Origin of the sequence: Gemmata sp. SH-PL17 (assembly GCF_001610855.1) — a bacterium.
Classification (GTDB): Bacteria; Planctomycetota; Planctomycetia; order Gemmatales; family Gemmataceae; genus Gemmata; species Gemmata massiliana.
The window spans coordinates 8,865,639-8,888,662 of sequence record NZ_CP011271.1; the positions used below are offsets into that span (position 1 = coordinate 8,865,639).

The 23,024-nt window shown below is 61.0% G+C and carries 26 protein-coding genes; 10 read left to right on the forward strand and 16 right to left on the reverse strand.

Annotation, left to right across the window (positions count from 1 at the left end):
• Positions 1-137: 137 nt before the first annotated feature.
• A complete protein-coding gene (gene groES / locus VT84_RS37110; protein ID WP_204249686.1) occupies positions 138-434 on the reverse strand; it encodes a co-chaperone GroES in 297 nt (98 codons plus the stop codon).
• A 28-nt stretch (positions 435-462) separates the two neighbouring features.
• Positions 463-954 (reverse strand): response regulator, encoded by a 492-nt coding sequence (locus VT84_RS37115; RefSeq protein ID WP_082843096.1) that lies wholly within the window; start codon positions 952-954, stop codon positions 463-465.
• Positions 955-1,294: 340 nt separating this feature from the next.
• Here VT84_RS37115 and VT84_RS37120 point away from each other — a divergent pair, with 340 nt between their 5' ends.
• The gene (locus VT84_RS37120; RefSeq protein WP_082843097.1) at positions 1,295-1,846 is read left to right on the forward strand and encodes a hypothetical protein; all 552 of its coding nucleotides are present in this window, start codon (positions 1,295-1,297) and stop codon (positions 1,844-1,846) included.
• Here VT84_RS37120 and VT84_RS37125 read toward each other — a convergent pair.
• The 5 genes from VT84_RS37125 to VT84_RS37150 all read right to left on the reverse strand — a co-directional run bounded on the left by VT84_RS37125 (position 1,818) and on the right by VT84_RS37150 (position 5,391).
• Complete coding sequence (locus VT84_RS37125; protein WP_082843098.1) at positions 1,818-2,918, reverse strand: DUF1571 domain-containing protein; 1,101 nt, start codon at positions 2,916-2,918, stop codon at positions 1,818-1,820. The two genes, VT84_RS37120 and VT84_RS37125, sit on opposite strands and share 29 nt — an antisense overlap.
• Before the next feature lie 216 nt (positions 2,919-3,134).
• Positions 3,135-3,515, reverse strand: coding sequence for a phosphoribosyl-AMP cyclohydrolase (gene hisI, locus VT84_RS37130; protein ID WP_052549629.1), 381 nt, complete (start codon positions 3,513-3,515; stop codon positions 3,135-3,137).
• Between the two features lie 76 nt (positions 3,516-3,591).
• Positions 3,592-4,257 carry a hypothetical protein gene (locus VT84_RS39360; protein ID WP_157470278.1) on the reverse strand — a complete coding sequence of 222 codons (666 nt, stop codon included), beginning with the start codon at positions 4,255-4,257 and terminating at the stop codon, positions 3,592-3,594.
• Between the two features lie 19 nt (positions 4,258-4,276).
• Positions 4,277-4,855, reverse strand: a complete 579-nt coding sequence (locus tag VT84_RS37145; RefSeq protein WP_082843100.1) for a DUF1542 domain-containing protein — start codon at positions 4,853-4,855, stop codon at positions 4,277-4,279.
• A 23-nt stretch (positions 4,856-4,878) separates the two neighbouring features.
• Positions 4,879-5,391, reverse strand: a complete 513-nt coding sequence (locus VT84_RS37150) for an adenine phosphoribosyltransferase (protein ID WP_082843101.1) — start codon at positions 5,389-5,391, stop codon at positions 4,879-4,881.
• 93 nt (positions 5,392-5,484) lie between these two features.
• Here VT84_RS37150 and VT84_RS37155 point away from each other — a divergent pair, with 93 nt between their 5' ends.
• Both VT84_RS37155 and VT84_RS37160 read left to right on the forward strand, forming a co-directional pair.
• The gene (locus VT84_RS37155) at positions 5,485-5,964 is read left to right on the forward strand and encodes a GNAT family N-acetyltransferase (protein WP_082843102.1); all 480 of its coding nucleotides are present in this window, start codon (positions 5,485-5,487) and stop codon (positions 5,962-5,964) included.
• Positions 5,961-6,296, forward strand: a complete 336-nt coding sequence (locus tag VT84_RS37160; protein WP_082843103.1) for a hypothetical protein — start codon at positions 5,961-5,963, stop codon at positions 6,294-6,296. Before VT84_RS37155 ends, VT84_RS37160 begins: the two co-directional genes overlap by 4 nt.
• A gap of 6 nt (positions 6,297-6,302) precedes the next feature.
• On the opposite strand, the gene VT84_RS37165 is transcribed toward VT84_RS37160, so the two are convergent.
• Entirely contained in the window at positions 6,303-9,668 is a 3,366-nt protein-coding gene (locus tag VT84_RS37165; protein WP_082843104.1) for a WD40 repeat domain-containing serine/threonine protein kinase, read from the reverse strand.
• 30 nt (positions 9,669-9,698) lie between these two features.
• Positions 9,699-10,067, reverse strand: coding sequence for a carboxypeptidase-like regulatory domain-containing protein (locus tag VT84_RS37170; RefSeq protein ID WP_157470281.1), 369 nt, complete (start codon positions 10,065-10,067; stop codon positions 9,699-9,701).
• A 133-nt stretch (positions 10,068-10,200) separates the two neighbouring features.
• Here VT84_RS37170 and uppP point away from each other — a divergent pair, with 133 nt between their 5' ends.
• The 6 genes from uppP (at position 10,201) to queA (ending at position 15,089) form a co-directional block, all read left to right on the forward strand.
• Positions 10,201-11,043: an undecaprenyl-diphosphatase UppP gene (gene uppP, locus VT84_RS37175; RefSeq protein WP_082843106.1), complete on the forward strand. Its 843-nt coding sequence runs from the start codon at positions 10,201-10,203 to the stop codon at positions 11,041-11,043.
• Between the two features lie 12 nt (positions 11,044-11,055).
• Entirely contained in the window at positions 11,056-11,751 is a 696-nt protein-coding gene (locus VT84_RS37180; protein WP_082843107.1) for a 5-oxoprolinase subunit PxpA, read from the forward strand.
• A gap of 78 nt (positions 11,752-11,829) precedes the next feature.
• Positions 11,830-12,867, forward strand: a complete 1,038-nt coding sequence (locus VT84_RS37185; protein WP_082843108.1) for a biotin-dependent carboxyltransferase family protein — start codon at positions 11,830-11,832, stop codon at positions 12,865-12,867.
• A 68-nt stretch (positions 12,868-12,935) separates the two neighbouring features.
• Complete coding sequence (locus tag VT84_RS37190; RefSeq protein WP_157470284.1) at positions 12,936-13,397, forward strand: hypothetical protein; 462 nt, start codon at positions 12,936-12,938, stop codon at positions 13,395-13,397.
• Between the two features lie 62 nt (positions 13,398-13,459).
• On the forward strand, positions 13,460-13,993 hold the full coding sequence (locus tag VT84_RS37195; protein ID WP_239465600.1) for a hypothetical protein: 534 nt from the start codon (positions 13,460-13,462) through the stop codon (positions 13,991-13,993).
• A 67-nt stretch (positions 13,994-14,060) separates the two neighbouring features.
• The gene (queA, locus tag VT84_RS37200) at positions 14,061-15,089 is read left to right on the forward strand and encodes a tRNA preQ1(34) S-adenosylmethionine ribosyltransferase-isomerase QueA (protein ID WP_204249687.1); all 1,029 of its coding nucleotides are present in this window, start codon (positions 14,061-14,063) and stop codon (positions 15,087-15,089) included.
• A 65-nt stretch (positions 15,090-15,154) separates the two neighbouring features.
• On the opposite strand, the gene VT84_RS37205 is transcribed toward queA, so the two are convergent.
• The 7 genes from VT84_RS37205 to VT84_RS37235 all read right to left on the reverse strand — a co-directional run bounded on the left by VT84_RS37205 (position 15,155) and on the right by VT84_RS37235 (position 21,530).
• On the reverse strand, positions 15,155-16,447 hold the full coding sequence (locus VT84_RS37205; RefSeq protein ID WP_082843111.1) for a DUF1501 domain-containing protein: 1,293 nt from the start codon (positions 16,445-16,447) through the stop codon (positions 15,155-15,157).
• 202 nt (positions 16,448-16,649) lie between these two features.
• Positions 16,650-17,174 carry a hypothetical protein gene (locus VT84_RS37210; RefSeq protein WP_082843112.1) on the reverse strand — a complete coding sequence of 175 codons (525 nt, stop codon included), beginning with the start codon at positions 17,172-17,174 and terminating at the stop codon, positions 16,650-16,652.
• A gap of 8 nt (positions 17,175-17,182) precedes the next feature.
• The gene (locus VT84_RS37215; protein ID WP_082843113.1) at positions 17,183-17,602 is read right to left on the reverse strand and encodes a hypothetical protein; all 420 of its coding nucleotides are present in this window, start codon (positions 17,600-17,602) and stop codon (positions 17,183-17,185) included.
• Entirely contained in the window at positions 17,592-18,701 is a 1,110-nt protein-coding gene (locus VT84_RS37220; protein WP_052549596.1) for a DUF1559 domain-containing protein, read from the reverse strand. Before VT84_RS37220 ends, VT84_RS37215 begins: the two co-directional genes overlap by 11 nt.
• A 164-nt stretch (positions 18,702-18,865) precedes the next feature.
• Positions 18,866-20,026, reverse strand: coding sequence for a prenyltransferase/squalene oxidase repeat-containing protein (locus tag VT84_RS37225; RefSeq protein ID WP_082843114.1), 1,161 nt, complete (start codon positions 20,024-20,026; stop codon positions 18,866-18,868).
• Positions 20,027-20,234: 208 nt separating this feature from the next.
• Positions 20,235-20,702, reverse strand: coding sequence for a hypothetical protein (locus VT84_RS37230; RefSeq protein WP_082843115.1), 468 nt, complete (start codon positions 20,700-20,702; stop codon positions 20,235-20,237).
• 183 nt (positions 20,703-20,885) lie between these two features.
• Positions 20,886-21,530: a metallophosphoesterase gene (locus tag VT84_RS37235; protein WP_082843116.1), complete on the reverse strand. Its 645-nt coding sequence runs from the start codon at positions 21,528-21,530 to the stop codon at positions 20,886-20,888.
• 544 nt (positions 21,531-22,074) lie between these two features.
• On the opposite strand from VT84_RS37235, the gene VT84_RS37240 reads away from it, so the two are divergent.
• Entirely contained in the window at positions 22,075-23,010 is a 936-nt protein-coding gene (locus VT84_RS37240) for an MBL fold metallo-hydrolase (RefSeq protein ID WP_052549591.1), read from the forward strand.
• Positions 23,011-23,024 lie beyond the last annotated feature (14 nt).

Consider the following 23,024-nt stretch of genomic DNA (forward strand, 5'->3'; position numbering starts at 1 on the left):
TATAATCGGCGCAAATCCCACCGCAAGAAATTTTCGCACAATCAGTGAAGAAATACGAAACGCGGCCGTTGAGAGGACTCGGATCAATGTCCGAACCTTTCAACGGCCGCGTTTTGCATTCCGCGTTTGAATCGCGCTTAATCTACAACGGCGAGGAGGTCGTCCTCGGTCACGATGAGGTATTCCTTGTTGTCGATGGTGACTTCGCTGCCCGCGTAGCTCGTGAACAGCACGCGGTCGCCGACCTTCACCTGGAACGGGGCGCGCTTGCCGTCGTCCAGCGGCTTGCCCTCACCGACCGCGAGCACTTTGCCCTGCTTCGGCTTTTCCTTCGCGCTGTCCGGGAGGATGATCCCGCCCACCGTCTTGTCGTCGGCCTCGAGGCGCTCGACCACGATCTTGTCGTTCAGCGGGACGATCTTCAACGCTGCCATGAGTCAACTCTCCTGGGGAATCAATTAGTTACTCGTCGGTCGGCGGGCGCGGCGCCTCGACCTTGTCTTGTGGTTCCGGGCGCGGGCCGTACACCCTCGCGAGCGCCCGTTCCAGGGTGTGTAATACGACGTTCCCGTTCACCGGCTTCGGAATCACACTATACACTTGCGCCGCGAACGCCTGGCGGATCAGGTCGTTGTTCGCGTCCGCGGTCATGAGTACGGCCGGCAGAATGCGGTCGAGCGTTTGGCGGATCACCGCGAACGCTTCCAGACCCGTGAGCCGGGGCATGTGCATGTCGAACAGTACGAGGTGAACGAGGTCCACCTGAACCAGTTCAACAGCCTCGCTCCCGTCCGCGGCCAACACGGTCCGGAACCCGCGGGCGTCCAGCATCTCACCGAGCGTCTCGCGCGTTCCGCGATCGTCGTCAGCAATGAGAATCGAGAACCGCCAGGGGGCGTTCGCGGGAGCAGCGTTTGTTGGTTCGCCCTCTGCGGGGCGCGGCACAGGAATCATCGTTTAACCTCCCCGGACGCGCGACCTATCGGGAAGGACCGACTGGGCAACATCGCGTGGAAGGAGTCTGGGAAACAGGTTGGAGCAAACGGGGTGCCGAAGGCCGCTGAGAGGATTGCGGGACAGCACTAACCCCTGCAAGATACGTTAGATGCGGATATCACGTCAAGTCGGTCCGGACCATTCTCCGAACCATTCGGCTGCCACGTCCATCATTCCCGCTGACACGATGACAGGGTGTTGGATTTGACCGGCTTCATTCACTCGTTTAGTATGCGGTAATAGTCTCGCGCTGGTTCAGGCGAAATCGTCGTAGTGCGCCCTTAACCCGAAGGGACCGATGCCCGCTCCTCCGAATATTGCTCCGTTCGCCGAGGCACTCGCCGACCTCGCGACGGACTTGCGCCGCGGATCGTGTTGTCTCGTGGTGTGTGACAAAGGGTGGACGCTTCCGCTTTACGTTGGCTTGAAGGAACGGCTCCACGCAGCGAACGCAAAGTGCGGCTATTTAGATGGCCGTGTCAAGGACGCGACCACGAACGGTGAAGGCGGAGTCATGCTCGCGGCCGTGGCCCAAATGCGCTGGGCCGTTCGCGCGACGGAAGCCGAGGGCGTGATCTTCGCGATACCGCACTTAGACGTGATGACCGCGGTCGAAGGTGGGTGGACGTCGGTGTCGCGTGAAGTGATTCCGCTTCTCTACGAGAACGCAGCAACAGTTTGGCTCGGGTTTCAAGACCCGTCGCTGCAACTTCCCCAGTTAGTCGAGAAAGTCTTTACACGGCGGTACGTCATCGAGACGCCGTACCGCACGCTCGAAACAGTCCGGCCAACGGTATCGGCCGAACCTCCAGCAACTCTGACTATTTCTTCCCCAACCGATCCGGGTTGAAGTCCGCGTCCGTGAGATTGGCCGGGAGCTTCACCTTTTCGAGCAGGTAGTATTCCGCTTCTTTCCCCATCGAGTCGGCCGCGACAATCAGCACCGGCAGCCCATACGAGGGTGACTTCTCCTTCAAGTCGAAGAAGTACGTGCGATTCCCCCCCTTCGGGAACAAGGGATCGTCACCCGCGCGGAATTGCTGCGTGACGGCTGTAAGCGGGTACGGGTATTCGTCGCGCTTGACCGGTCCGTGAAGGACAAGAGCATCGGCCGGCACTTTACCCGCTTCGATCTTCGTAACCGTGTCCGCGAGCCTAGTGAGAGCTTTCTCGAACCCGGCGTCGCGGATACTGTTTCGGGCCTTTTCTTTCACGCGCGGATCATCGGGCGAAACGGGCGGCACAATGAACCCGGCCTTGAACAGCTTGTGGTCCCCTTGGCCGAGCATCAGGTACAGCTTGTCGTCGTGCTTCTTGGGGTTGTACAGCATCTCGCGCCCCTTACCGTTCTCACCGATCGTGCGCGTGAACACGCTCATCGGTTCGCGGCGGAACTGGAACAGCACGAGTTCACTGGTTTGGGCGCCTTGAGGGTTGATCTCCCTGCGCGTCACCGTGGCCTCGAACGTGTCTACTGCCTTCCACGCGGTGTTCGCCGTTGTGACGACCGCCTTCAGTTCAGCAAGAGATTTCGCTGCCGGAGTTGGGGTACTAGGCGCTATCTCTGTATTGGGTTGTTTCGGCGCGAACGGTGAAGGCATCGACTTCGGATCAGGTCGCTTGCGGAACGGCGGGAACGCACTCGCGTCCGCATCACCTTCGGACGGAGTCGACGCACCAACCGGTGCGAGATTATCGGTTCGCGGGGGAACGAGTTGTCGTTCGTCGGTCGCAGCCGCACGCGGGGTATCAGCCGCAGCTATCCCCAACGAGGGTTGATTCCCGAGAGGCTTAGGTACGTTCGCCCCAGGAAGTGTCGGTGACTCGGATTTCGCGAACGGTCCCTGAGCACGCGAGTGGTACCGCGTACAGCCCGCGAGAAGAGCGACGAGCGAACAGAACGCCAACGTGCGGATCATCATGATGTGCGTCCGTGCGAAGTCGAGGCAACCTCCACCCGGCACAATACCGTGAGCAAGTGTCCGCAGGCAAGATGAGAAGATGAGGGGTTGGGCGTCGAGCCGGAAGCTGGGAAAGACAGGGCGAATTGAACAGAAAGCCAAGAAGAGAGAGTGGGAAAACAGGGCGGATGAGCGCCCTTGTTACCTTTCCTCTCTGTTCTTTACGATTTGCGGACCTTATTTCTTGTACACAGCTTTCGGGTCGAAGATGCGTTCCGCAACAACCTTCAGTTCCCCTTCGTTGAGTTGGCGGAAGAAGCAACTCTTGTACCCCTCGTGACACGCCGCACCACCGATCTGCTTGACCTTCAGGAGCACGGTGTCGGCGTCACAATCAACGAACACGCCTCGCACTTCCTGGAAGTGCCCGCTCTCTTCCCCCTTGCGCCACAGTTTGTTGCGGCTCCGACTGAAGTACACGGCGCGACCGGTGCGCACCGTTTCGTCGAACGCTTCGCGGTTCATCCACGCGAGCATCAGCACTTCGCCCGTGTCTGCGTCCTGTGCAACTGCGGGAACCAGTCCGCCGGCCTTGTCAAAATCGAGTGTGGTGTTCATCGGTTCGTTGATTCTGCTAATTCGTATGGTGACGTTCCTGTGATTCTACACAGAACGGTCGCTGAATCAGCGAGAATCAATCGTCCCACCCACGGGAATACTCACGAGCGCGCCTGTTACTGTTTCTGTCGATGGCGCGACTGACGACGGGGTTATTCAGCGTGACCATGCCCCAAATGCCAAACCCGACAGGGATGAACGCACAAAAGCACATGAAGCACGGCAGGAAGAAAGACACGATCCCCACAACGGACGCGGTCATTGCCCAACCGTAACTGGACAATGAACGCAGTTTCCGGCCGCCGACGACCATCACAATTGTGTACGGCACCACACACAGGGCCGAGAACATCCCGAACAGGACAGCACCCGCCCCATCGTCGTTGCCGTTCGCCATGTCCGCGGCGACGATGAACCAATAGACCGCACCCCCAGCCAACAGAAGCCCACCGATCCAACCACAAACCTCCAACCACGTGCCCGGACCGTGGGCCAAGCGGGTTGCTTCCTGAAACTCCCATTCGTCGCGCTCGCGCCGCCGTCGGCGCGGGCGATCGTAGTCGTCGTTCTCGTCACTGCCCCGGTCGTCGCGCCGACGACGCGGCTCGCGCTCGAACGGGGCCGGGGCGACTTCGGCCGGAACGAACTCGGTGGCGCAATGCGGGCACCGAACCGTCCAGTCGCGGTAATCGTCGTCCACTTCTAGCGCGCGGGCACACGACGGGCAACTAACCGTGGGCATTCAGGTGTCCTGTCGGCGTTTAGTACCGATCGGGGGAATACGCGGCCCGACGGCGCGCGGCGAACCCGGCCTTCACGTCCGGCTGACCGAGAACTACCAGTGTCCAGATACCAAACACAATGCCGATAAAGCAGCACCCATTCGTACATGGGATGATCGAAAGAATGGACGCAGTCATTGGCCAGAAGGTACCACCTAAAGTCATCAGCTTCACCGCACCAACAAGTATCACCGCCGAGAGAACCACAATCAGGCCGTAACACGGGAACCAAGCGGCTTTCGTCACGTCGCGGATCTGGTTGACCAGTTGAATTTGATCTTGTTTTTGATTCTTGGGTATACCTGGATTGTCTTCGATTTGCTTAATGTTTTCGTCAAATTGAGCGTCCAGTGCCGAATACCGGACCGCACCCCAAACGAGCGAGACCAACCCGAACGCAGCCACCACTATCAGCCCGATCGCGGGCGCCATGACCTTGCCCTTCGCGCGCTGAATAACGGCCTCGTCGCGCTCACTTTGATCGTCATCGAAATCGCGCTCGCGTTCGGCGCGGTCCGGATCGTTGTCGTAGTAATCGTCGCGTGGGTCGCGGGACATGAGCGCCTCAGATGTGAAAGAGGTCAGTAGGTCAGGAGGCTGAAAACGTCGTAACCGGTTAACGGCGCGCGGCCGTTCAGGAACGCCAGTTCGAGGAGGAACGCGCACCCAACAACCGTACCCCCGGCGTGCTCGATGAGCTTGCACGCAGCGGCCATCGTACCGCCGGTCGCCAGCACATCGTCCACGACCAACACCTGTGCGCCGGGACGGATCGCGTCCGCGTGGACGTGCAGTTCGGCCGAGCCGTATTCGAGGTTGTATTTGAGACTGTGGGTCGCCCCCGGCAGTTTACCCGGCTTGCGGAGCGGCACGAGCGGCTTCTTGAGCGCGAGCGCCATCGGCGCGGCGAACAGGAACCCGCGGGCCTCGGCCGCGGCGATAACATCGATACTGTTAACCGGATAGTGGCCTGCGAGTTGAGCGACCGCGGCCGCGAACGCCTCTGGGCTGCCGAGTAGCGGCATGATGTCTTTGAACAGAACGCCGGGCTTGGGAAAGTCCGGCACGTCGCGAATGTACGATCTGAGATCCACTGTCGGCTCCTGGCGGAACTCGGGACTCTGGGGGCTTGTCTTAGCGTACCGCGCCGAAACGGGAAGAACCGCACTCTGTTAGTGGAGCGTGATATGAATCTGTCCATTCGCCCCGCGACACCGGCCGACGAAGCGGTGCTCGTCGCGTTCAACACTGCGATCGCATGGGAGACAGAACACAAGCGACTCGACCCTGTCGTACTCACGGCCGGCGTCCGCGCGGTTCTCGCCGATCCCGCGCGCGGGTTCTACACCGTGGCCGAGCGCGACGAGGAAGTCGTCGGGCAGATGATGGTCACATTCGAGTGGAGTGACTGGCGGAACGGCTGGTTCTGGTGGATACAGAGCGTGTACGTGCGCGAAGACGCGCGCCGCGGGGGGGTATTCCGTGTGCTCTATCGTGCGATCGAACAACGAGCTGCGGCCGATCCCAACGTAATCGGACTGCGGCTCTACTTCGACCTGGAGAACTCACGCGCCCAGTCCACCTACCGTGCACTCGGTATGAGTGACACCACATATGGTATGATGGAAGTGTACCCGCTACCGGGGCGCGACACACACGTTGGATGAACCCACCCACACTGTTCCCGATCAGTTGGTTCGCGACCGGAATCGTAACCCCGGAAAGCGCGAGTGATTTCGCGCGATATGCGCAAACTTCGCCGAACCATCCGGCGCGTCACTGGCTCTGGGCCGCGTTCCGCGACTGGTCCGAGGAACGCGAGCGGCTCACATCGGACGAGTGCCGAACGGCTTATGCGCTGGGTGAGGCCGATCCGGACCAGAACCTCGGCACTGCGATGATGTGCCACGTGCTCTTACAGCGCACTTGTCCCTCGGACGTGCGAATCACTGCCGCACAGAGCAATCGCCCCGCCGTGCGGAAAATTACGGGATTATAGCGCACTTCACCACGCGAGCTGAAACTGGCCGAGCTGTGCTTTCAGCGCGTCCACGTCCCACACACGAACCGCGTGTTCCTGAGCTACCAGCACCAGCAGGCGGTTATCCGCAGAATGGAACTGAAGTTCGCGCACCGGACCACTGAGATCGGACACCGCGAAGAGTGGCTCGAACCGATCACCGTCACGCTTCCACAAACGCACCACGCGGTCGCGTCCCCCGGTCGCGAGCAGCAATCCGTCACGACTTACGGAGATCGCAGTCGTCCCTCCGGTGTGAGCAGTAGCGGCAGCCTGTTCTTTCTGATCCGCGGTGCGAATAACGCGCAGTTTCCCATTCTGCGTACCCGCGACGATAAGTGATTCGTCCGGGGTGATCGCAACAGACTGGACCGGATCACCGAAGTTCGGAAACGAAGTGACGAGTTCACACGTCTCGGGTTTCAACCAGTAAACCGAACCGTTGCGGCTGCCCACAGCGACTACCGCGCGCCCCACAGCGAGTGCATCCAGACTCGCCACGCCGCTCGCGACGGTACTCGCGGCGTTACTCCAGGTCGCGCGCACCGCTTTCGTTGCTGGGTCGAATGCCATTAGTTCGGTGGCATCCACAAGTGCCCAAAGCGTATTCCCGCTCGGGTCGAAGCGCGGGCACCAGGTGATTTTTGTTGTGAACGCGGGAGAAGGAATCGGAGTGCCGGACGACCACCCGATGAGCCCCGGCACCGCGGGAGTGACCGCCAACTTACCATCAGGGGCTGCTGCAACCCCCGCGCGCCCGTTCCCGCCACGGTCCGAAATCTGAGTTGAATTCTTGGTCGTACCAACCGGTCCCATCAGGAACTCGCGGTTGACACCAATTTGATCGGTGAGCGCCGCGATTCGGTCACTCGAACCGAACGCGGCAGCGGCAATCGTTGACCCGTCAACACACGCGAACTGCTGTGCATCTGGTGCCCGGAACGACCACCGCGCCAGTTGGTCGTAGGCCGTCGCAAACAGCGTCTTCCCGTCACCGGACCACGCAAGCGCGATCGGTCCCGTACCCGTTACTGAAACGGTCCCCACGAGCTTGCCAGACGCCAGTTCCCACACGCGCACGGTGCGGTCAGAGTCACCGGACGAGGTTGCGATGTACGCGCCCGACGGGTGTTCCACAATTGTTCTGACGTAGTCTTCGTGAATTCCGCGCCGCAGCTCGGGCGTCTCGAATCGTTCGAGCGGGGTGAGTGCCTGTCGGTCGTATGTATCGAGGTTGCGCCTATCGCCGACGAGCAAGCAGTTCGTCGAAGTGACCGCGAGGCGCCACGCGCCGGGGTTCGTAACCGCTTGCGTCATACGTCGGTTCGGTCCCCATCGCCGAATTTGAGCGGCATCGCATGTAAGCACCTCACCGTTCGCGAGTACCGCAAACGATGTGATCGGAGCTTCCCCTGCGGGTTCCAGTTTGCCGAGCAACTTACCGGTATCGGTCGACCACGCATGCACCGCTTTCTCGGGCCGACAGAGACCGTAGAGCGTTTTACCGTCTGGGCTGAGAGCAATTTGCTCGAGCGCAGTTATCGAGGCTTTCCACACTTTGGCAGGTTCTTTCCCGGGCTTATCCAGGTCGAATCGGATCACCTGGGAACTTCTCGTTCCGACATAAAGGCGCTTCCCATCGGAACTGAAAACGAGGGAAGACACGTAGTCCGGGGCTCTCTTAATGTTTGCCGCCGGATCGCGAACCAAACCCGCGGTGAAAGTCAATTCACGAGTAATTGTTCCGGTGGATGGTTCGATCAGGTGTACCCTCACCGGTAACGAAGCCCAAATGAGGTACTGCCCGATGGCAACCATTCCCGTTTTCGGATCGGTTGCCGCAGCCGACGCGCTGAAGCCTTTAACGACTGGCGAAAGTTCTTGCAGGTCCGCATTGAGAAGGGCAACCGCAGCCGCGGAGCGAAGATCGGTCACCGCGGCCGAGTCGTTTGTGACCAGTTTCACTGCTTTGGACAAGTCCGCGTGATTGGCGAGCGTCCAAGACAGAGGGCGATCCGCGGCGCGAGTCCGGAGCTTGTTTTGGATCGCGAACAGTTCTTGCGCATCAGCAAGTTTCAGTGCCGCGACCACGGACTTGGCAGTAGCGGCGTGCGCCTCTTTTTCTCGGTCTTCCGCGAGTTTAGCCAGGCGCGCGGCTTCTTGCGCGGCGGCGGCATCGGCACCGCGCTGATCGAGACGCCCCTGTTCCCAAACAGCCAGCGGTGGCACCGCGAATAAAAGACCCGCGCACAGGGCTACCAGCGCCGCGGCCGTCGGGCGACGGCGCGCCCATCGCAGAACGCGCGTGACGGGACCGATCGGGCGGACACTCACCGGCAACCCAGCAAGGAATCGCCGCAGATCGTCGGCCAGCGCCGCGGCACTCGGATAGCGATGGTGCGGCTCTTTTTCCAGACACTTGAGGCAGATCAGTTCCAGGTCGCGCGGCAGGCTCGGGACCGCCACCCGCGGTGAAACAGGCGTGGCGTCGAGGACTTGCTGCACCGTGACCCACTGGTTCTGGTCATCGAACGGTGGTTTCTCGGTGAGGCACTCGTAGAGAACGACTCCCAGTGCGTATACGTCTGCTGCGGGGCCAACGAACTTGGCCTTACCGCCGGCTTGTTCCGGGGCCATGTACGCCGGAGTTCCGGCCGGCCCTTGTGTGCGCGTGACGTCCGTGGCGAGGCGCTTGGCGAGACCGAAGTCGGATACCTGTGGAAGGAACGGGAACCGCGACGTCGGAGACGAGCCGTTAGACTTGGGTTCCGCACTCAGCAGAATGTTGGCGGGTTTGATATCGCGATGAACGACGTCCGCGTCGTGTGCGGCTTGCAGACCGTCGGCGACGCGCGCAATGAGTTCGGCCGCCTGGTAAGGATCAAGTCGCTTGTGCTCTTTCAGGAACTTGGCCAAACTCCCGTTTTCCACAAACTCCATTGTGAAGTACGGCCGCTCCGACTCGAACGGACTGAGTTCATACACACGGACCACGTTCGTATGCTTGATCGCCGCGACCGCTTCGGCTTCCCCTCGGAACCGCGCGATCTCGCTGGGCGAGAGCTGATCGGACGTGAGGACCATTTTGAGCGCAACAACGCGATTCAGTGGCAGGTGCCGCGCCTTAAAAACGATTCCCATTCCCCCGTGCCCGAGTTCTTCGAGGATCTCGTAGTCCGGAATTTGGGGCGCACCGGGGGCGGGTCGAGGAACAAACTTGGAGGCTTGTTTGAGGTGATTGAGTAGCGACTCGGCTCCCGACGTGGCGCCGTCCGCCATCGGGACATCGGCCGTGTGACCGATGGTGAGTTCGTTGGGGGTATCCGTCGAAATCTGGTTTTCGGGCGACATGAAAACACTCCGGAGACGGGCACGGGCATTTTACTCGCGGTGTCGGCGGCGTAACAGCCAAAACACCGCGGAGATACCCAACAATCCACCCACACCAATAGTCAAGCCAACAGTCTTATTCAGTCGCTCGCCGGTGTAAGAAACGGGAGGCTCCTCTGGGCTACCCGCAACCGAAAATTGCACCGTTGCGGTGTGGCCGATGCACTTGGCCGTGAGTGTGTATTCGCCCGGTGCGGGTGTTGGGAACGTCCACACGCCGCGCTCGTCGGTCGTACCAACAGCAACTTCCGCGCCTGCAGAATTAGTGACGGTTGCTTTGGCTAATTCGGCGGGCAGATCGTCCTCAAAGAACACTTCCACGCGCACCGATGTCGGTTCGACTTTGACCGTCGCGTTCATGTCGTGTGCGCGAGCGGAACTCGGCGCGAACAGAGCGCCGGCGGTTACCGAGATCGCTAGAACGGTAGAACGCAAAACGTGCATGGAACGCTCCGAATAACAGTCGAGTCATCATACCGATTGGGGAGGGCGAATGCCCATCTGGGAAGCCGCGTTACTCGGCCTCATTCAAGGACTGACCGAATTCCTCCCGATCAGTAGCACGGCCCACTTGCTCATTGCGCGACAACTACTCGGGCACGAGAACCCCGAAGACGCTTTCACCGTTGTCATCCAGCTCGGTACACTCGCGGCCGTGTTTGTGTACTTCCGCGCGGACATTATTCGGATGCTGAACGGGCTTTGGGCGGACATCCGCGCCCGACGACTCGCGAGCACACCCGATTCGCGAATCGGCTGGCTCATTGTGCTCGGGACCGTGCCCGTGATGGTGATCGGGTTCACTCTCAAGAAGTGGCTGAAGGCGAACTTCTTTCACCCCGCGCCAATCGCTGTTGTGGCGATTGTGTTCGCACTGCTAATGGCGGCCTCCGAATGGTGGGTCACGAGGCGGACGAATCGCGGACTGCCCCCGCGTGAAGAAGGGAACATCAACTGGCTCGATGCGCTGTGGGTCGGGTTGTTTCAGGCCCTCGCGCTGATGCCGGGCGGCTCACGGTCCGGAACAACAATCACCGCTGGGCTGTTCGCAGGCTTCGCGCGTCCGGTCGCGGCGCGGTTTTCATTCTTGCTCTCCCTCCCCGCCATTCTGGGTGCCGGGATGAAGGAGATGTACGACGAGCGAGCCACGCTGTTCGCGAGTGATCAGATCGCAGCACTGGGTGTCGGGTTGCTCGTGTCGGCAGTCGTTGGGTACTTGGCAATCGCGTTTCTGTTGAGCTTCCTCAAGCGGAACAGCACGGCCACGTTCGTCGTGTATCGACTGCTCTTGGCCGGGGTCATTTTCGGACTGATTGCAAAGGGCTTGCTGAAGTAACGAGACCACCCGATGGAAATCGATCTGAACGCGGATCTCGGCGAGGGGGCGGGCTTCGACGCCGAGTTGATGCCGTTCATCACCTCCGCGAACGTGTGCTGCGGCGCGCACGCGGGCGGACCGAATGAGATCGCGTCCACGCTGGCGCTCACGAAACAGTTCGGCGTTACGATCGGTGCTCACCCCGGCTACCCAGATCGCGAGAACTTCGGTCGGCGCGAACTCAACCTGACTCCGCGCGAGATCGCGCACGAGTGCCTGTACCAAGTTGGGGCGCTGGTAGCGCTAGCCAAAGCGTATGGTGTTGGTGTGAAGTACATCAAACCACACGGCGCACTCTACAACCAAGCGTGTCGTGACGAGGACATCGCCGTTGGTGTCATCGACGCTGCCAAAGTGTTTGAACTACCTGTAATTGGACTCCCTCAATCCTGGCTCGGAGCCGAGGCTACGGACCGTGTTCCGTTCTTTGCGGAAGGGTTCGCGGACCGCCGCTACCGCCCAGATGGGTCACTGGTGCCACGCAGCGAACCGGATGCGTTCATACACGAACCGGCTGAGGCCGTGAAGCAAATCGAATGGCTGGTGCGCGAAAAGGGCGTGCGGACGATCTGCGTTCACGGCGACAACCCGGACGCGGTCGCGTTCACGAAAGCCGTTCGTGCGTCGCTTCTGGAACGCGGGTTCACGCTCAAGGCGTTCGTATGAGTTTCCCCGGGACCGCGGGCATCTTGCCCGCTTCCCCCTCATTCCAAAAGCGGGCGAGACGCCCGCGATCCCAGGATTATGAGCCTGACTGTTCGTGAACCCGGGTTGCAATCGCTACTCGTCGATTTCGGGCGTGAGCGCAGCCGGGCGCTCGGCATATCCGTTGGCGGCGCCGCCGACCGCGCCGCACTCACTTTGGGCAACGCACTTGTCGGCAATCCGCCCCACGCGGTCGCGCTGGAAGTCGCATTTGCAGGACCAACACTTGAGGCTCATCATCCGGTCGCGTGCGTCATCTTCGGTGCGCCGTTTCAGAGCACGCTAAACGGGAACCCGCTGCCAACGGGCACTACATTCACACTCGAACCCGGTGACATACTGCGTGTGGGCGGTACGCGCACCGGCGCACGAGCATATCTGTGCGTCGCAGGGGGCTTTCACGCAGAAGAGATACTCGGTAGCCGTTCGGCACTGGAGCCGATTCGGGCCGGGGACACGCTCCAGTGTGCTGTAAGCCGCACAGAGTCGCGTAGCTTGCCGTTCTGTGAGGCAAGACCTACCCCCCCGTCCCCCCTCCCTGAAGGGAAGGGGGAGAAAGAATTGTCCGCAAACATTGCCTCAAACACCGCGGGTGAGCATACCTGCTCCCCCTTCCCTTCAGGGAGGGGGGACGGGGGGGTAGGTTCTGCCCACCCACTCCGCGTGCTCAACGGTCCCCAACGCGACTGGTTCACCGACGACACATTCTTCACCCAGACCTACGAAGTATCGGCCGCGAGCAATCGTATGGGGCTTCGCTTGAAAGGGGCGCCACTTTCGCGTGTGCCCGGCGAACTCGTGTCAGAAGCCGTGGCCCCGGGAGCCGTGCAGGTGACGAACGACGGGCTGCCGATTGTTCTCGGGGTCGACGGTCAAACGATTGGTGGGTACCCAAAGGTCGCACACCTCATCCGCGCCGACCTCGATCTACTCGCTCAGCTCCGCCCAAACGACCGGGTGCAATTTGTGTGTGTTTCACCCGACGAGGCTGACCACGCGGCCCGGGCAAGGGCGGCATTCTTGAGCGAGTGGGTCACTCGACTACGTATCACCGAACGACAACCCGTGATCGGTTGAGCTTGCCCCAACTCCCGCGCACCGCTATTGCTCCGCGCTTGTCGTTTCCCGGCAATCAAGGAGCCGCCATGCGAATGGTCGTGGCAATTAGCGCAACGAGCGCCGTCCTGGGGTACGCGATCGTTCACTTTGCGTTCTTCGCGAAGCCGACACCGGCCACAGAACCAGAAACGACCACGGTTCAAGCGCCCGCGGAGTCGGTGGTGCTGGCGAACGTCGTTGAAGTGACCGACACCGATGCGCTACTCGATCCGGCCCCAAGCAAAGTGACTGGAGTTCCATTCGACACGACCGAACCGAACGAGTTCACCGTTCCCACCCCGGCGAAGCCCATCCCGCCTGCCGCGGACGAAGACGAGAACGAACCGGACACCGCGGAAGTGGCACCGATGCCGCGAGCAGTCGGTGTTCGCCCCACTCTCGACTCACACCGGGCCGCGTGGTACGGTTCTTTACTCATCCCTCGCCAACTTAACGAAGCTCTCACTCAACAGTATCAGCAGATACGGGCGATGGGGTTCTACTTCTGAACGACGGGTGTAGAATGTCCCCGGTGTCGGAACTCGTCTGTTCCTTCCGAAGGGTCATCTCCATGCGTATGCTGTTCGCTTCCGTATTGACTGCGGTCTTCGCGAGCGCCGTGGGCGCTGCCGATAAGGGCGTCGCGGTCGAGTGGGGCGGGCTAAAATCCACCACGCCAACCGGGTGGAAGGAAGAAACCCCATCGAACAAGATGCGATTGGCCCAATTCAAATTGGCCAAGGAAGCGGGTGACCCCGAGGACGCGGAACTGGCCCTCTTTGCCTCGCCCGGGGGCGGAACGGTCGAAGCGAACCTCGACCGCCAAGTGAAGAAGTTCGAGCTGGCCGCGGACAAGAAGCCGGCCGTGTCCAAGATCAAGATTGGTAAAGAAGACGCCACTTATCAGGACATCAGCGGCACGTTCCTGAAGAAGTTCCCGCCGTTCGATCCGAACGCGAAGGTCACGAAGGTCGAAAACTACCGCCAGATCTACGTCATTTTCGAGGGGAAGGACGCGGTGTACTCGCTCACCCTCCTCGGGCCGGCGAAGACCGTCGAGAAGCACAAGAAAGAGTTCGACGAGTGGCTGAAGAACTTCAAGTAAGTCCCCAATGCCGGGTTCCGAGTTCGCTTCAACCACAGAAACTCGGAACCCCGCTCCGGAACATTTCGTGCATTTCTTCGACTACTACCTGCCCGAACATCTGATCGCGCAACACCCGGCTGCGGAGCGTGACTCCGCCCGGCTGCTCGTCGTGCGTCGCTCTGAGAATTCGATCACGCACCACACGTTCCGCGATCTACCCGATCTTCTTAGCCCTGGTGATCTCGTCGTGCTCAACGACACGCGGGTACTTCCCGCGCGCGTGGTGGGCCGGCGCGAACAGACCGGCGGGAAGTGGGAGGGCTTGTTCCTCCGCACAACCGAAGACGGCTCGTGGGAGATGCTCGCACAGACACGCGGGTACCCCGAAATCGGCACCGCGTTCGTGACGGACACGAACTTGCGCCTCGTGCTTTGCGGACGAACAGCCGAGCGCCACTGGCTCATGCGACCCGACGAAGAGGGCACGCCGCCGGAATTACTCGGGCGCTACGGGCACATCCCGCTCCCGCCGTACATCCGCAAGGGCCGCGAAGAGACCGCGGACCGCGAGCGCTACCAGACCGTTTACGCCAGTGGGAACGCGGCCGGCTCGGTCGCGGCACCAACAGCGGGATTGCATTTCACCCCGGCACTATTCGACCGGCTTGCGGCCAAAGGAATCGGCACGGCTCGCGTTACCCTGCACGTCGGCTTGGGCACGTTCGCGCCCGTGAAAGAAGAAGACCCGACGAAGCACGTGATTCACAGCGAGTGGTGCGCGGTGACGCAGGATGTGGTGGATGCCATTCGCGCGACAAAGGAGCGCGGGGGGCGTGTAGTCGCGGTTGGCACCACCACGACCCGCACGCTGGAAACGGCAGCGCGGTCCGGAACGCCTCAGCCATTTTGTGGCGAAACGAACCTGTTCATCCACGAGCCGTTCGAGTTCCGCGCGATTAGCGCTCTCGTGACGAACTTCCACCTTCCGCGAACGACGCTCTTGCTGCTCGTTGGCGCCTTCACTGGCAGCGAGTTGCTTCAACGGGCTTACGCCGAAGCCGTCGCGAACGAATACCGGTTCTTCAGTTACGGCGACGCGATGCTGGTGTTGTGACGCAGATCAAATGAAAACCGGGAGCTTTGTGGCTCCCGGTTTCGTTACTTGGCTTGGTGGTTCGCTCAGAGCAGTTCTTCGACCTTGTCGCGGTCGTCGAGGATGTACATCGGTCGGCCGGCCCCGTTCGGGAACGTGTAGCTCGGGTCGATGCCCATCGCGCTGTAGATCGTGCTCAACAGGTGCGGCACCTTGTAAGGCCGCTCCTTTGGGTACTCGCCCTTCGCAGAAGTGCTCCCGATCATCTGGCCCATCTTGAGCCCACCACCGGCAATCAGTGCGCTCATTACAGGCGCCCAGTGATCGCGGCCCGCGTCCGAACTGTTGATCTTCGGGGTGCGTCCGAACTCGCCCCACACTACGGTGATCACGTCGTCCTGCATCCCGCGATCGTGCAGGTCTTGAACCAAGTTCGCGATCCCGCGGTCCAGTTCCGGGAGCATCCGCTTCAGTTCTTTGAAGTTGCTCGTGTGCGTGTCCCACCCGCCGTAGCTCAACGTTACGCAGCCGACCCCTGCTTCAACAAGCCGTCGCGCGGTAAGGAATTGTTCAACGCCCTTGTACCGGTCGCGTGTCTTGGGGTCTTCGTTCTTCAGATCGAGGGCCTTCCGGACGATCCCGGACGCGATCATGTCGAACGCGCGACCGGCGAACGAGTCCATGCCCTTCATGGTGCCGCTCGCGTCGATCTCCCGGCGCGCGGTGTCGAATTTGCCGAGGAGGTCTTTGCGGTCGTCCATCCGGCTCGTGTTCACGCCGTTAGCGAGCCGGAGGTTCTCGACCCCGGCACCGCTGGGCGTGAACGGTCTGTGCCCGACGCCGAGGTAGCCCGGCTCGGTGCCCGGGCTCCCGCCTCCACGAAGACTGACGAACGGCGGAACGTCGTTGCCGCTATCCCCGCGCAACTTCGAGATCACGGACCCGAAGGCCGGGTGCGACGAGATACGGTTCGCGACCTCGCTGTAACCGGTGCTCACGAGCGAGTCGCTGTGTTCCTCAGTGGAAATGAGCGAACGGACGCAGGCGAGCTTGTCCCACATGCGGGCCTGGAGCGGCATGTGCTCGCAGATTTGCACCCCGGGGACGTTCGTCTGGATGGGCTTGAACTCCCCGCGGAACTCCTTCGGAGCTTCGGGCTTCAGGTCGTACATGTCGATGTGCGACGGGCCGCCCGGCAGGTAGATCATGATCGCCGCTTTTTGCGGCGTGGGCTTCGCTGGGGTGACGGGGTTTTGTGCCGCTCGGAGTCGGAGCACGTCGGCGAGTGTGAGACCGGCCCCGAACGCGCCGATCCGCAGGAAGTTGCGCCGGCTGATGTTGTCGCAGTACCTCTGACGATCGCCCCAGAAGGTCAACATGAGAGGCTCCGATAGGAGAACAGACCGGTGGGAGAGAGGCAGGTGTGAGAATGCAGGCAGTGTGGTTTGTAGCTAACTCAAGATATTAGCTTGTGCGCACGAAGCTCGCAATCGGAAAGTTCGGAATGGTCCGACTGTCCGATTGAGCATTGTGTTCGCGAATGACGTGATTGGACGGTGCGCGAAGTCTTCGTTTACGATCTCATTTCTGCTGCTCGCGGTCACGTTCGGTCGGTGTAACTCGGTCGGTTTTCCTCCCTACGTCTTGCAACCGAGGTAAGTTCCACCCGCGTCCTCCGCCACCCACCGTTGTTTCGAGTGTGATCTCGTTGTGTTGCGCTCGAATCGTTGCACGGAGTCGCGAAGTTGCGGGATCGGCGTAAGCCCCACAGAGGCGGTCGTGCTGTGTCGGGTCGGCACCACACGGGCAGTCACCGCCGAACAATTCGTGGTTGGTCCAGATGACCGTGACAGCGTACTCCCCGGCCGGCGCACCATCCCCGGTCGTGCGCGTTGTGAGGCGGAACCGCCCGTCTGCGCCGGTTGTGCCGACCGGGTGATAACTTGATGTTGGTTCACCGATCGGGTGGAACGCGACCTGTGCGTTTACTGCCGGAATGCCACTGACGATCAACTGCCCTTCTACCGGATACACGGAGATCGCGGGCGCGGTCAGTTGACCGCACCCGGCGAGAGCTACGAGGACAAACAACAGGACGAGGCGCATGGCGGGCGTCAGTCGAGTTTGAAGGTTTCGAGGGCGTTATCACCCTTCTGGACGGTCACCTTGAAGGTACTCTTCCCCGGGTCGGAGTACTTCCCCTTCCACACGTCCACCTCGGTGTCCAATCCGCGCTGGTCCGCGGTCACGCGGGGCAACTCGAACGTCACCGCGTACTCGCCCGGCGGCGCGCCGTCGCCCGGGGCGGCGGTGTTCAGGGCGAACCGGCCGTCCTTGTCGGTCAGCCCGTTCGGTGTGAACTTGACGGCCCCCATGTCGAACTTGGGGTGGAACGTCACCTTCACCCCGGCAACCGGCTTGCCCCTAAACTGCACCGTACCGGACACCGGGGCGGTGGCAGGGACCGATAGCCCCCCGCCGCACCCGGCCACCGCCGCGCAGACCAAGGCGACCAGTGTGCGACTAGTAGTCACCGATCACCTCACCTCCATTGCGGCTGCCCAGCGCCTTGTAGGTGGTCATGTCGATGGACTGACGGATGAACTTCGCTGAGCCGTCGCAGAGCAGGAAGTTGCACCCGCCGGTGTGCGTACTGCGGAACGAATAGATCGGGCTGCTGAAGAGGATGTCGTGCAGGGCGGCCGGGTCCGTGATGCTCCGGCTGTAGTACGGGCCGCTGAGCGTGTTCATCGGCACCGTGGTCCGGCCCTCGCTGTAGTAGTCGCCGCCGCTAGCTCCCCAGGCGATCGGGCCGCCCGACTCCACAGCCGTGGTGCCAATGGACACGCTGTTCACGGTCGTCGTGGTGTATCCCTTGAGGATGTTGTGCATGTCGCCCGCGGCGATCGTGTTGGATAGCCCGTCGGTGACGCTCTGGAGCTTGATCTTGTACGTGTTGGGGGGCTGCCACCAGGTCGGGTCGGCGGTGTGCTTGGCTGCCAGCGCCACACCGCCGTCGTAACTCAGGCCGGCGTCCATCGCCGAGATGAACACCCCGTCGGAGGGCGTGAACCCGTATGCTTGCCCCGTTTTGAAGATGTCGCCCGACTGAGCGGGGGAGCGGACGTCGCTGTTGCCGCGGTTCCATCCGTAGCTCGCGTAGCCGGCGAACACGGGGTTGACCGGGGCCGGCATGGACGGGCAAAGGAAGACGCTCAAGGGCTGGGAAGACAACTGGAGGTTAGTCAGGCCACCGGCGATCCCGGGGGTCGTGTTGTCGGTCCCGGATTTGTTGAGGTTGAACTGCTTGTAGAGATTGTCCTGTTCGACGTAGGGCAGTAGCTCGAAGGCCACCGGGTAGTGGCGAAAGCGGAAAAAGATGTTTTGCATACCCGGGTTGGTATCCTCGCAGCCGCCGCCGCAAAAGCTCATGTTCGGCAGCACCCCTTGGGTCTGGTCGTACATGTGAATGGCGAGGCCGATCTGTTTGAGGTTGTTTTGGCACTTCATGCGCGCGGCAGCTTCTCGCACCTTCTGAACCGCGGGCAACAACAGGCCGATGAGAATAGCGATGATGGCGATAACAACTAGCAATTCGATCAGCGTGAAGCCGATCCTCTTCTTCGCGGGCATGGGGCGTCTCCAAGAAAGATAATCCGCAGCGCGTTGCGAGCAGTTTGGCAGATAAACGGTTCGCGCTTTGTGGGGCGTGAGAGCTTTGGGGTGATGCGGTCGTCCCGCCAACCGTTTGTACTGGCTGACAAGACGACCGCATTACAGATTGATAACCGAGGCAGTTACTTTTTGGGCTTGGTGTAACTCAGCGCAATCAGCGCGAAGGCCGTATCGAGGTTCGGGTCGCCTTCCATCCAGGTGGTGAAGTCGTTACCCCAGCTCCCGTCCTTGCGCTGACGGAACGTGAGCGCGCGGGTGATTTCGGCGCGCCAGTCGTGCTTCTTTCCGGCCGCGTCCACCACTTCGTCGACGCCGAGCGTGTGGAAGCACCGGGCCATCGCGACGAGGTAGTAGTAGTAGCCCTGTCCGCCGGCCCCTTCCGCCCGACCCGGGTTGAGGTCCACGGAGTAGTTCTTGGCCACCCATTCCAGCGCCTTCTTGTGGCGCGGGTCATCCTTGCTCACACCGCAGATCGCGAGGCTCTTGAGCCCGGCATACGTCATGCTGCCGTAGCCCGGGCGCGCGGCGTCCGCGGCGGTGGTCCCACCCGGCGCCGAGCCGTTGACGTAGATGAAGCTGCCGTCGTTGATCTTCCCGGCCCACGGCAACTTGTTGGCTTCGCTTTCGAGGTTCTGGGACCGGCTCACGAACACGAGCGTCTTTTTGTAAACCTCGTCGTCCTTCGGAACGCCGGCCGCGACGAGCGAATCGAGAACAAAGTGTGTGTTGGACATGTCGCCGCGCGTACCCGGGCCGTACCCGAAGCCGCCGTAGTTTGAGTCATCTTCCTTCTTACCGTCGGCCGAACCGACCTGGCCCTTCTTGAAGTACGTGACCGCATCCGCGATCACCTTGTCGTACTTCTTGGAGCCGGAGGCTTTGAGCGCCTGGAGGTTCACGCTGGTCGTGTAGAACTTGTGGCGCAGGTTCTCGCCGGCCGCGATGTGGCCCTCTTTCTCGTCCACGAGCGTCTCGACGAACTTCAGCCCCTTCGCCGCGAACGCATCGTCCGCGGTCGCCTTCCCGCTCTTGAACAGGCCCGTCAGCACGACGGCGGTGATACCGGGGTGACTCGTCTTGCTCCATGTCCCGTCTTCGGCCTGCGTGGTCTTGAGGTACGCGACACCCGCGTCCGCGACTTCGTCCCAAGTCTTCTGCTTGGCGCCGCCCTTTTGCTTCTCCTTGGGCTGCTCCTTCTTCTCCTGCGCGCCACCGATGGTAACGGCGGACATTCCAATAACCATCATCATGGCCGCAAGCGCGGCCTGTCGCCCGAACTTCATCGGGTCACTCCTGGGGTAACGTAACGGGTGCAAAGAGTTGGGTAGCGTTGGACCAATAGCAAGGAACGTGCCGGGTTCTTGTTTAGCCTGAACTTAATGAGTTGCGATCAAAATGTAGCCAGATAGGGTCGCGATTTGATCGCGCGTGGGAAATGAAAGACCCCAACCGGACGGCCGATTGGGATGCGAAATCGAAGGACCGCGGAGCTTACTTGGCCGGGAGTTCGCGTAGTGCAGTTTCACCGCCGCAGCACTTGCACGGCCCTGGTTCGGTCGCGTCGAGCTGACACTGTTCGCACCAATAATCCACGTTGAAAGCTTTCCCGTTCTTGACCGTTTGCACGCGCTCAACATGCAGAACGCGCGTGTCGGGAAGCACCTTCGCGGTGAGGCGCACGTCGCGATTATGGAGTTGCGGATCGAGGAACAAAAGGCGTGTTTTCTCGTCTTTTACGAGTGTGTAGATGGCACCATCAGCGGTCACGAGTGCCACGCCCGCAGTGTCTGTGTCGGCCTTCACACCGAGCTTCTTCAGCGCGTCCGCGAGCGGCATAACCTTGCCGTCAATCGCCTGAGCCTTGTCCGCGGACGCTTCCGCTTGGCTCGCGACGGGAGGAGCCGCGTTGGTGTGTAAGCACACGAGAAAAGCCGCGACGGCGCCAAACACGCGGAGCATAGCCGACCCTCAATTCTTCGATGGCTACATTGTTACCAGAAAGAATATTGAGTGCAAGCGATACGCCAAAATGGATACTCGCATAAAAATTTAATCTTGATGCGGTGTTCTGGCTAAAACGTATCCAGAAGTGGTCGCAGATGTGGCACAAGCTTGAATTATCAAATTCGGCAGTTTGTTTGTTCACATTGGAATTGCGGTATCATCTTGGCCCGCTACGAACGCGGCCTTGTTGCGGTTGAAGCGATCGATTCGCGGTGCCATGTAGTCGCGTAGCTCAGCGAGGCTAATCGGCCGGTACTCGCACGCATCGACACCTACATCTTTGACCAACGTGGCGAGGTTCGCGTCGTCTTCGCGTTGGAGCCGCCCGTGGACGTGGCCGTAGAGGTGCCAGCTCCCGTGGAACGCCTTGTTCCAGCTCCGCATCGGGTAGTGGTTCAGCCAAATCTCTTGGCCCTCGGCGCGGATCATTCCCTGTTCGATGGTGTCGCTGAATACGGGCGCGATATCGCCGCGGTCGTGGTTGCCCCACACGAGGAACACGTTCTCGCACCGGATGCGGTCGCGGTAGTGCCGGGCTTCGGCGAACCCGCCCCAACAGAAGTCGCCCAAGATCCAGAGCGTGTCGTCGGGCGCAACGCGGGAGTTGATCGCGTCCAGAATCGCGTCGTCGTGGCGCTTGACCGTTTCGTCGGAGAGACGGAGCTTCGCACGCGAATCGTTCCGCGTCGCATTTTTTTCCTCACGCGACATGAACGGCCGCTGGCAATATTTGATGATGTTGCCGTGGCCGAAATGCGTGTCCGCTGTGAACCAGAATTGCATGACCTCAGAGCCTCAACGTTCGAGTCGTGTTTCGCTTTGCTGAAGCGACACGTGAGACACGCACGCGGTTCACTTCGTGGGTGCTTCAGTCTCTCAACGGCTCGCACAGAGTGCGGCTAACATTTGCTAACCTTTCCGGGGCCGGCTAGTACCGGTAATTCGTCGTAATTGCTTTGTTAATAGTTGTTTGTGGAGAAATGGCGTTTCGCATCGTGTTGGCCTTTCTGTGCTCGCGTTGAACGCATTTCATCAACGCTTGCAGTGTGGAATTCTGTATTTTTGTACATTATACCATGAAATAGTGATCGCGTGTCGATTTTGTGCCGATAATTTCACCCGCGCCGCGGGGGCGCGGTCCGCCAAGTCTCCGGTGCACGGTGACGAGCGAGTGATTCGTTCCTCAGAAGCGAAGCAGCCGGAACGACGCACAAAACCTACCGCCCTTTCAATGCAGTTCGCGCGCGGGTAAAACTTACCTTCATACTTTCTTCGACTTATGTCCCGCTCGACGCGGTAGTTGAAGTTACCGGGGGAAGGCCATCCGATGACGGCCCGGTTCACAGTGCTGGCGAGTGGTAGCGGCGGGAACGCCAGTTTGCTCGAATTCGACGGGTTCGGCCTACTCATCGATTGCGGGTTGCACCCAAAACTCCTCACCGCGCGGCTCCAGTCGATCGGTGCGTCGTGGGAGCGCGTGTCGGCCGTAGTCCTCACGCACACGCACACTGATCACTGGAAAGACGCCACGCTCGCGGACCTGCGCTCTCGCCGCATCCCGATGTACGCCCACCCCAGGCACTTCGAGCACATGGAGCGCGTCGCTTCGTCGTTCGCCACCTTCAACGCAGCGGGATTGGCGCGGGAATACTCCGACGGCCGCCTCGTCGAACTCACCAAAGGTCTCACCTGTCTACCGATCCGCGTGTCACACGATTCCGTACCCACTTACGCCTTCCGTATCGACGGCCTCGACGACCAACAGCCGTCGCCCGCGTGGTCGATCGGCTACGCGGCCGACCTCGGGTGCAGTTCGCCGGAGCTGATTTCCGAGTTCGCGGGTGTGGATGTGCTCGCTCTGGAATACAACCACGACGAACTCATGGAGCGAGCTAGTCCGCGGCCCAAATTCCTCGTGGACCGCGTGCTCGGCGATATGGGGCACCTCTCGAACAAACAGGCCGCGGAACTGACCGCGACCATCGCGGGGCGCTCGGGCGAAGGATTCCCTTCGCACCTCGTTCAACTACACTTGAGCAAAGATTGTAATAAACCGGAACTCGCGGCGGTGGCCGGGCGCGAGGCACTCGTTGCTCTGAATCCGGCAACGGAAGTCATTACCGCTCGGCAAGATGTGGCGGCGAAAGCGATCACCCTCGTGCGGCGCCCCAACTCCGCGAACCGTGCCGTTGCTCGTGTGAACCGCCCCGCACCGAAGCGCCGAACGGTTCAACCCTCTCTCTTCGACGATTCGGATTGGTGATACCGACCAACTGC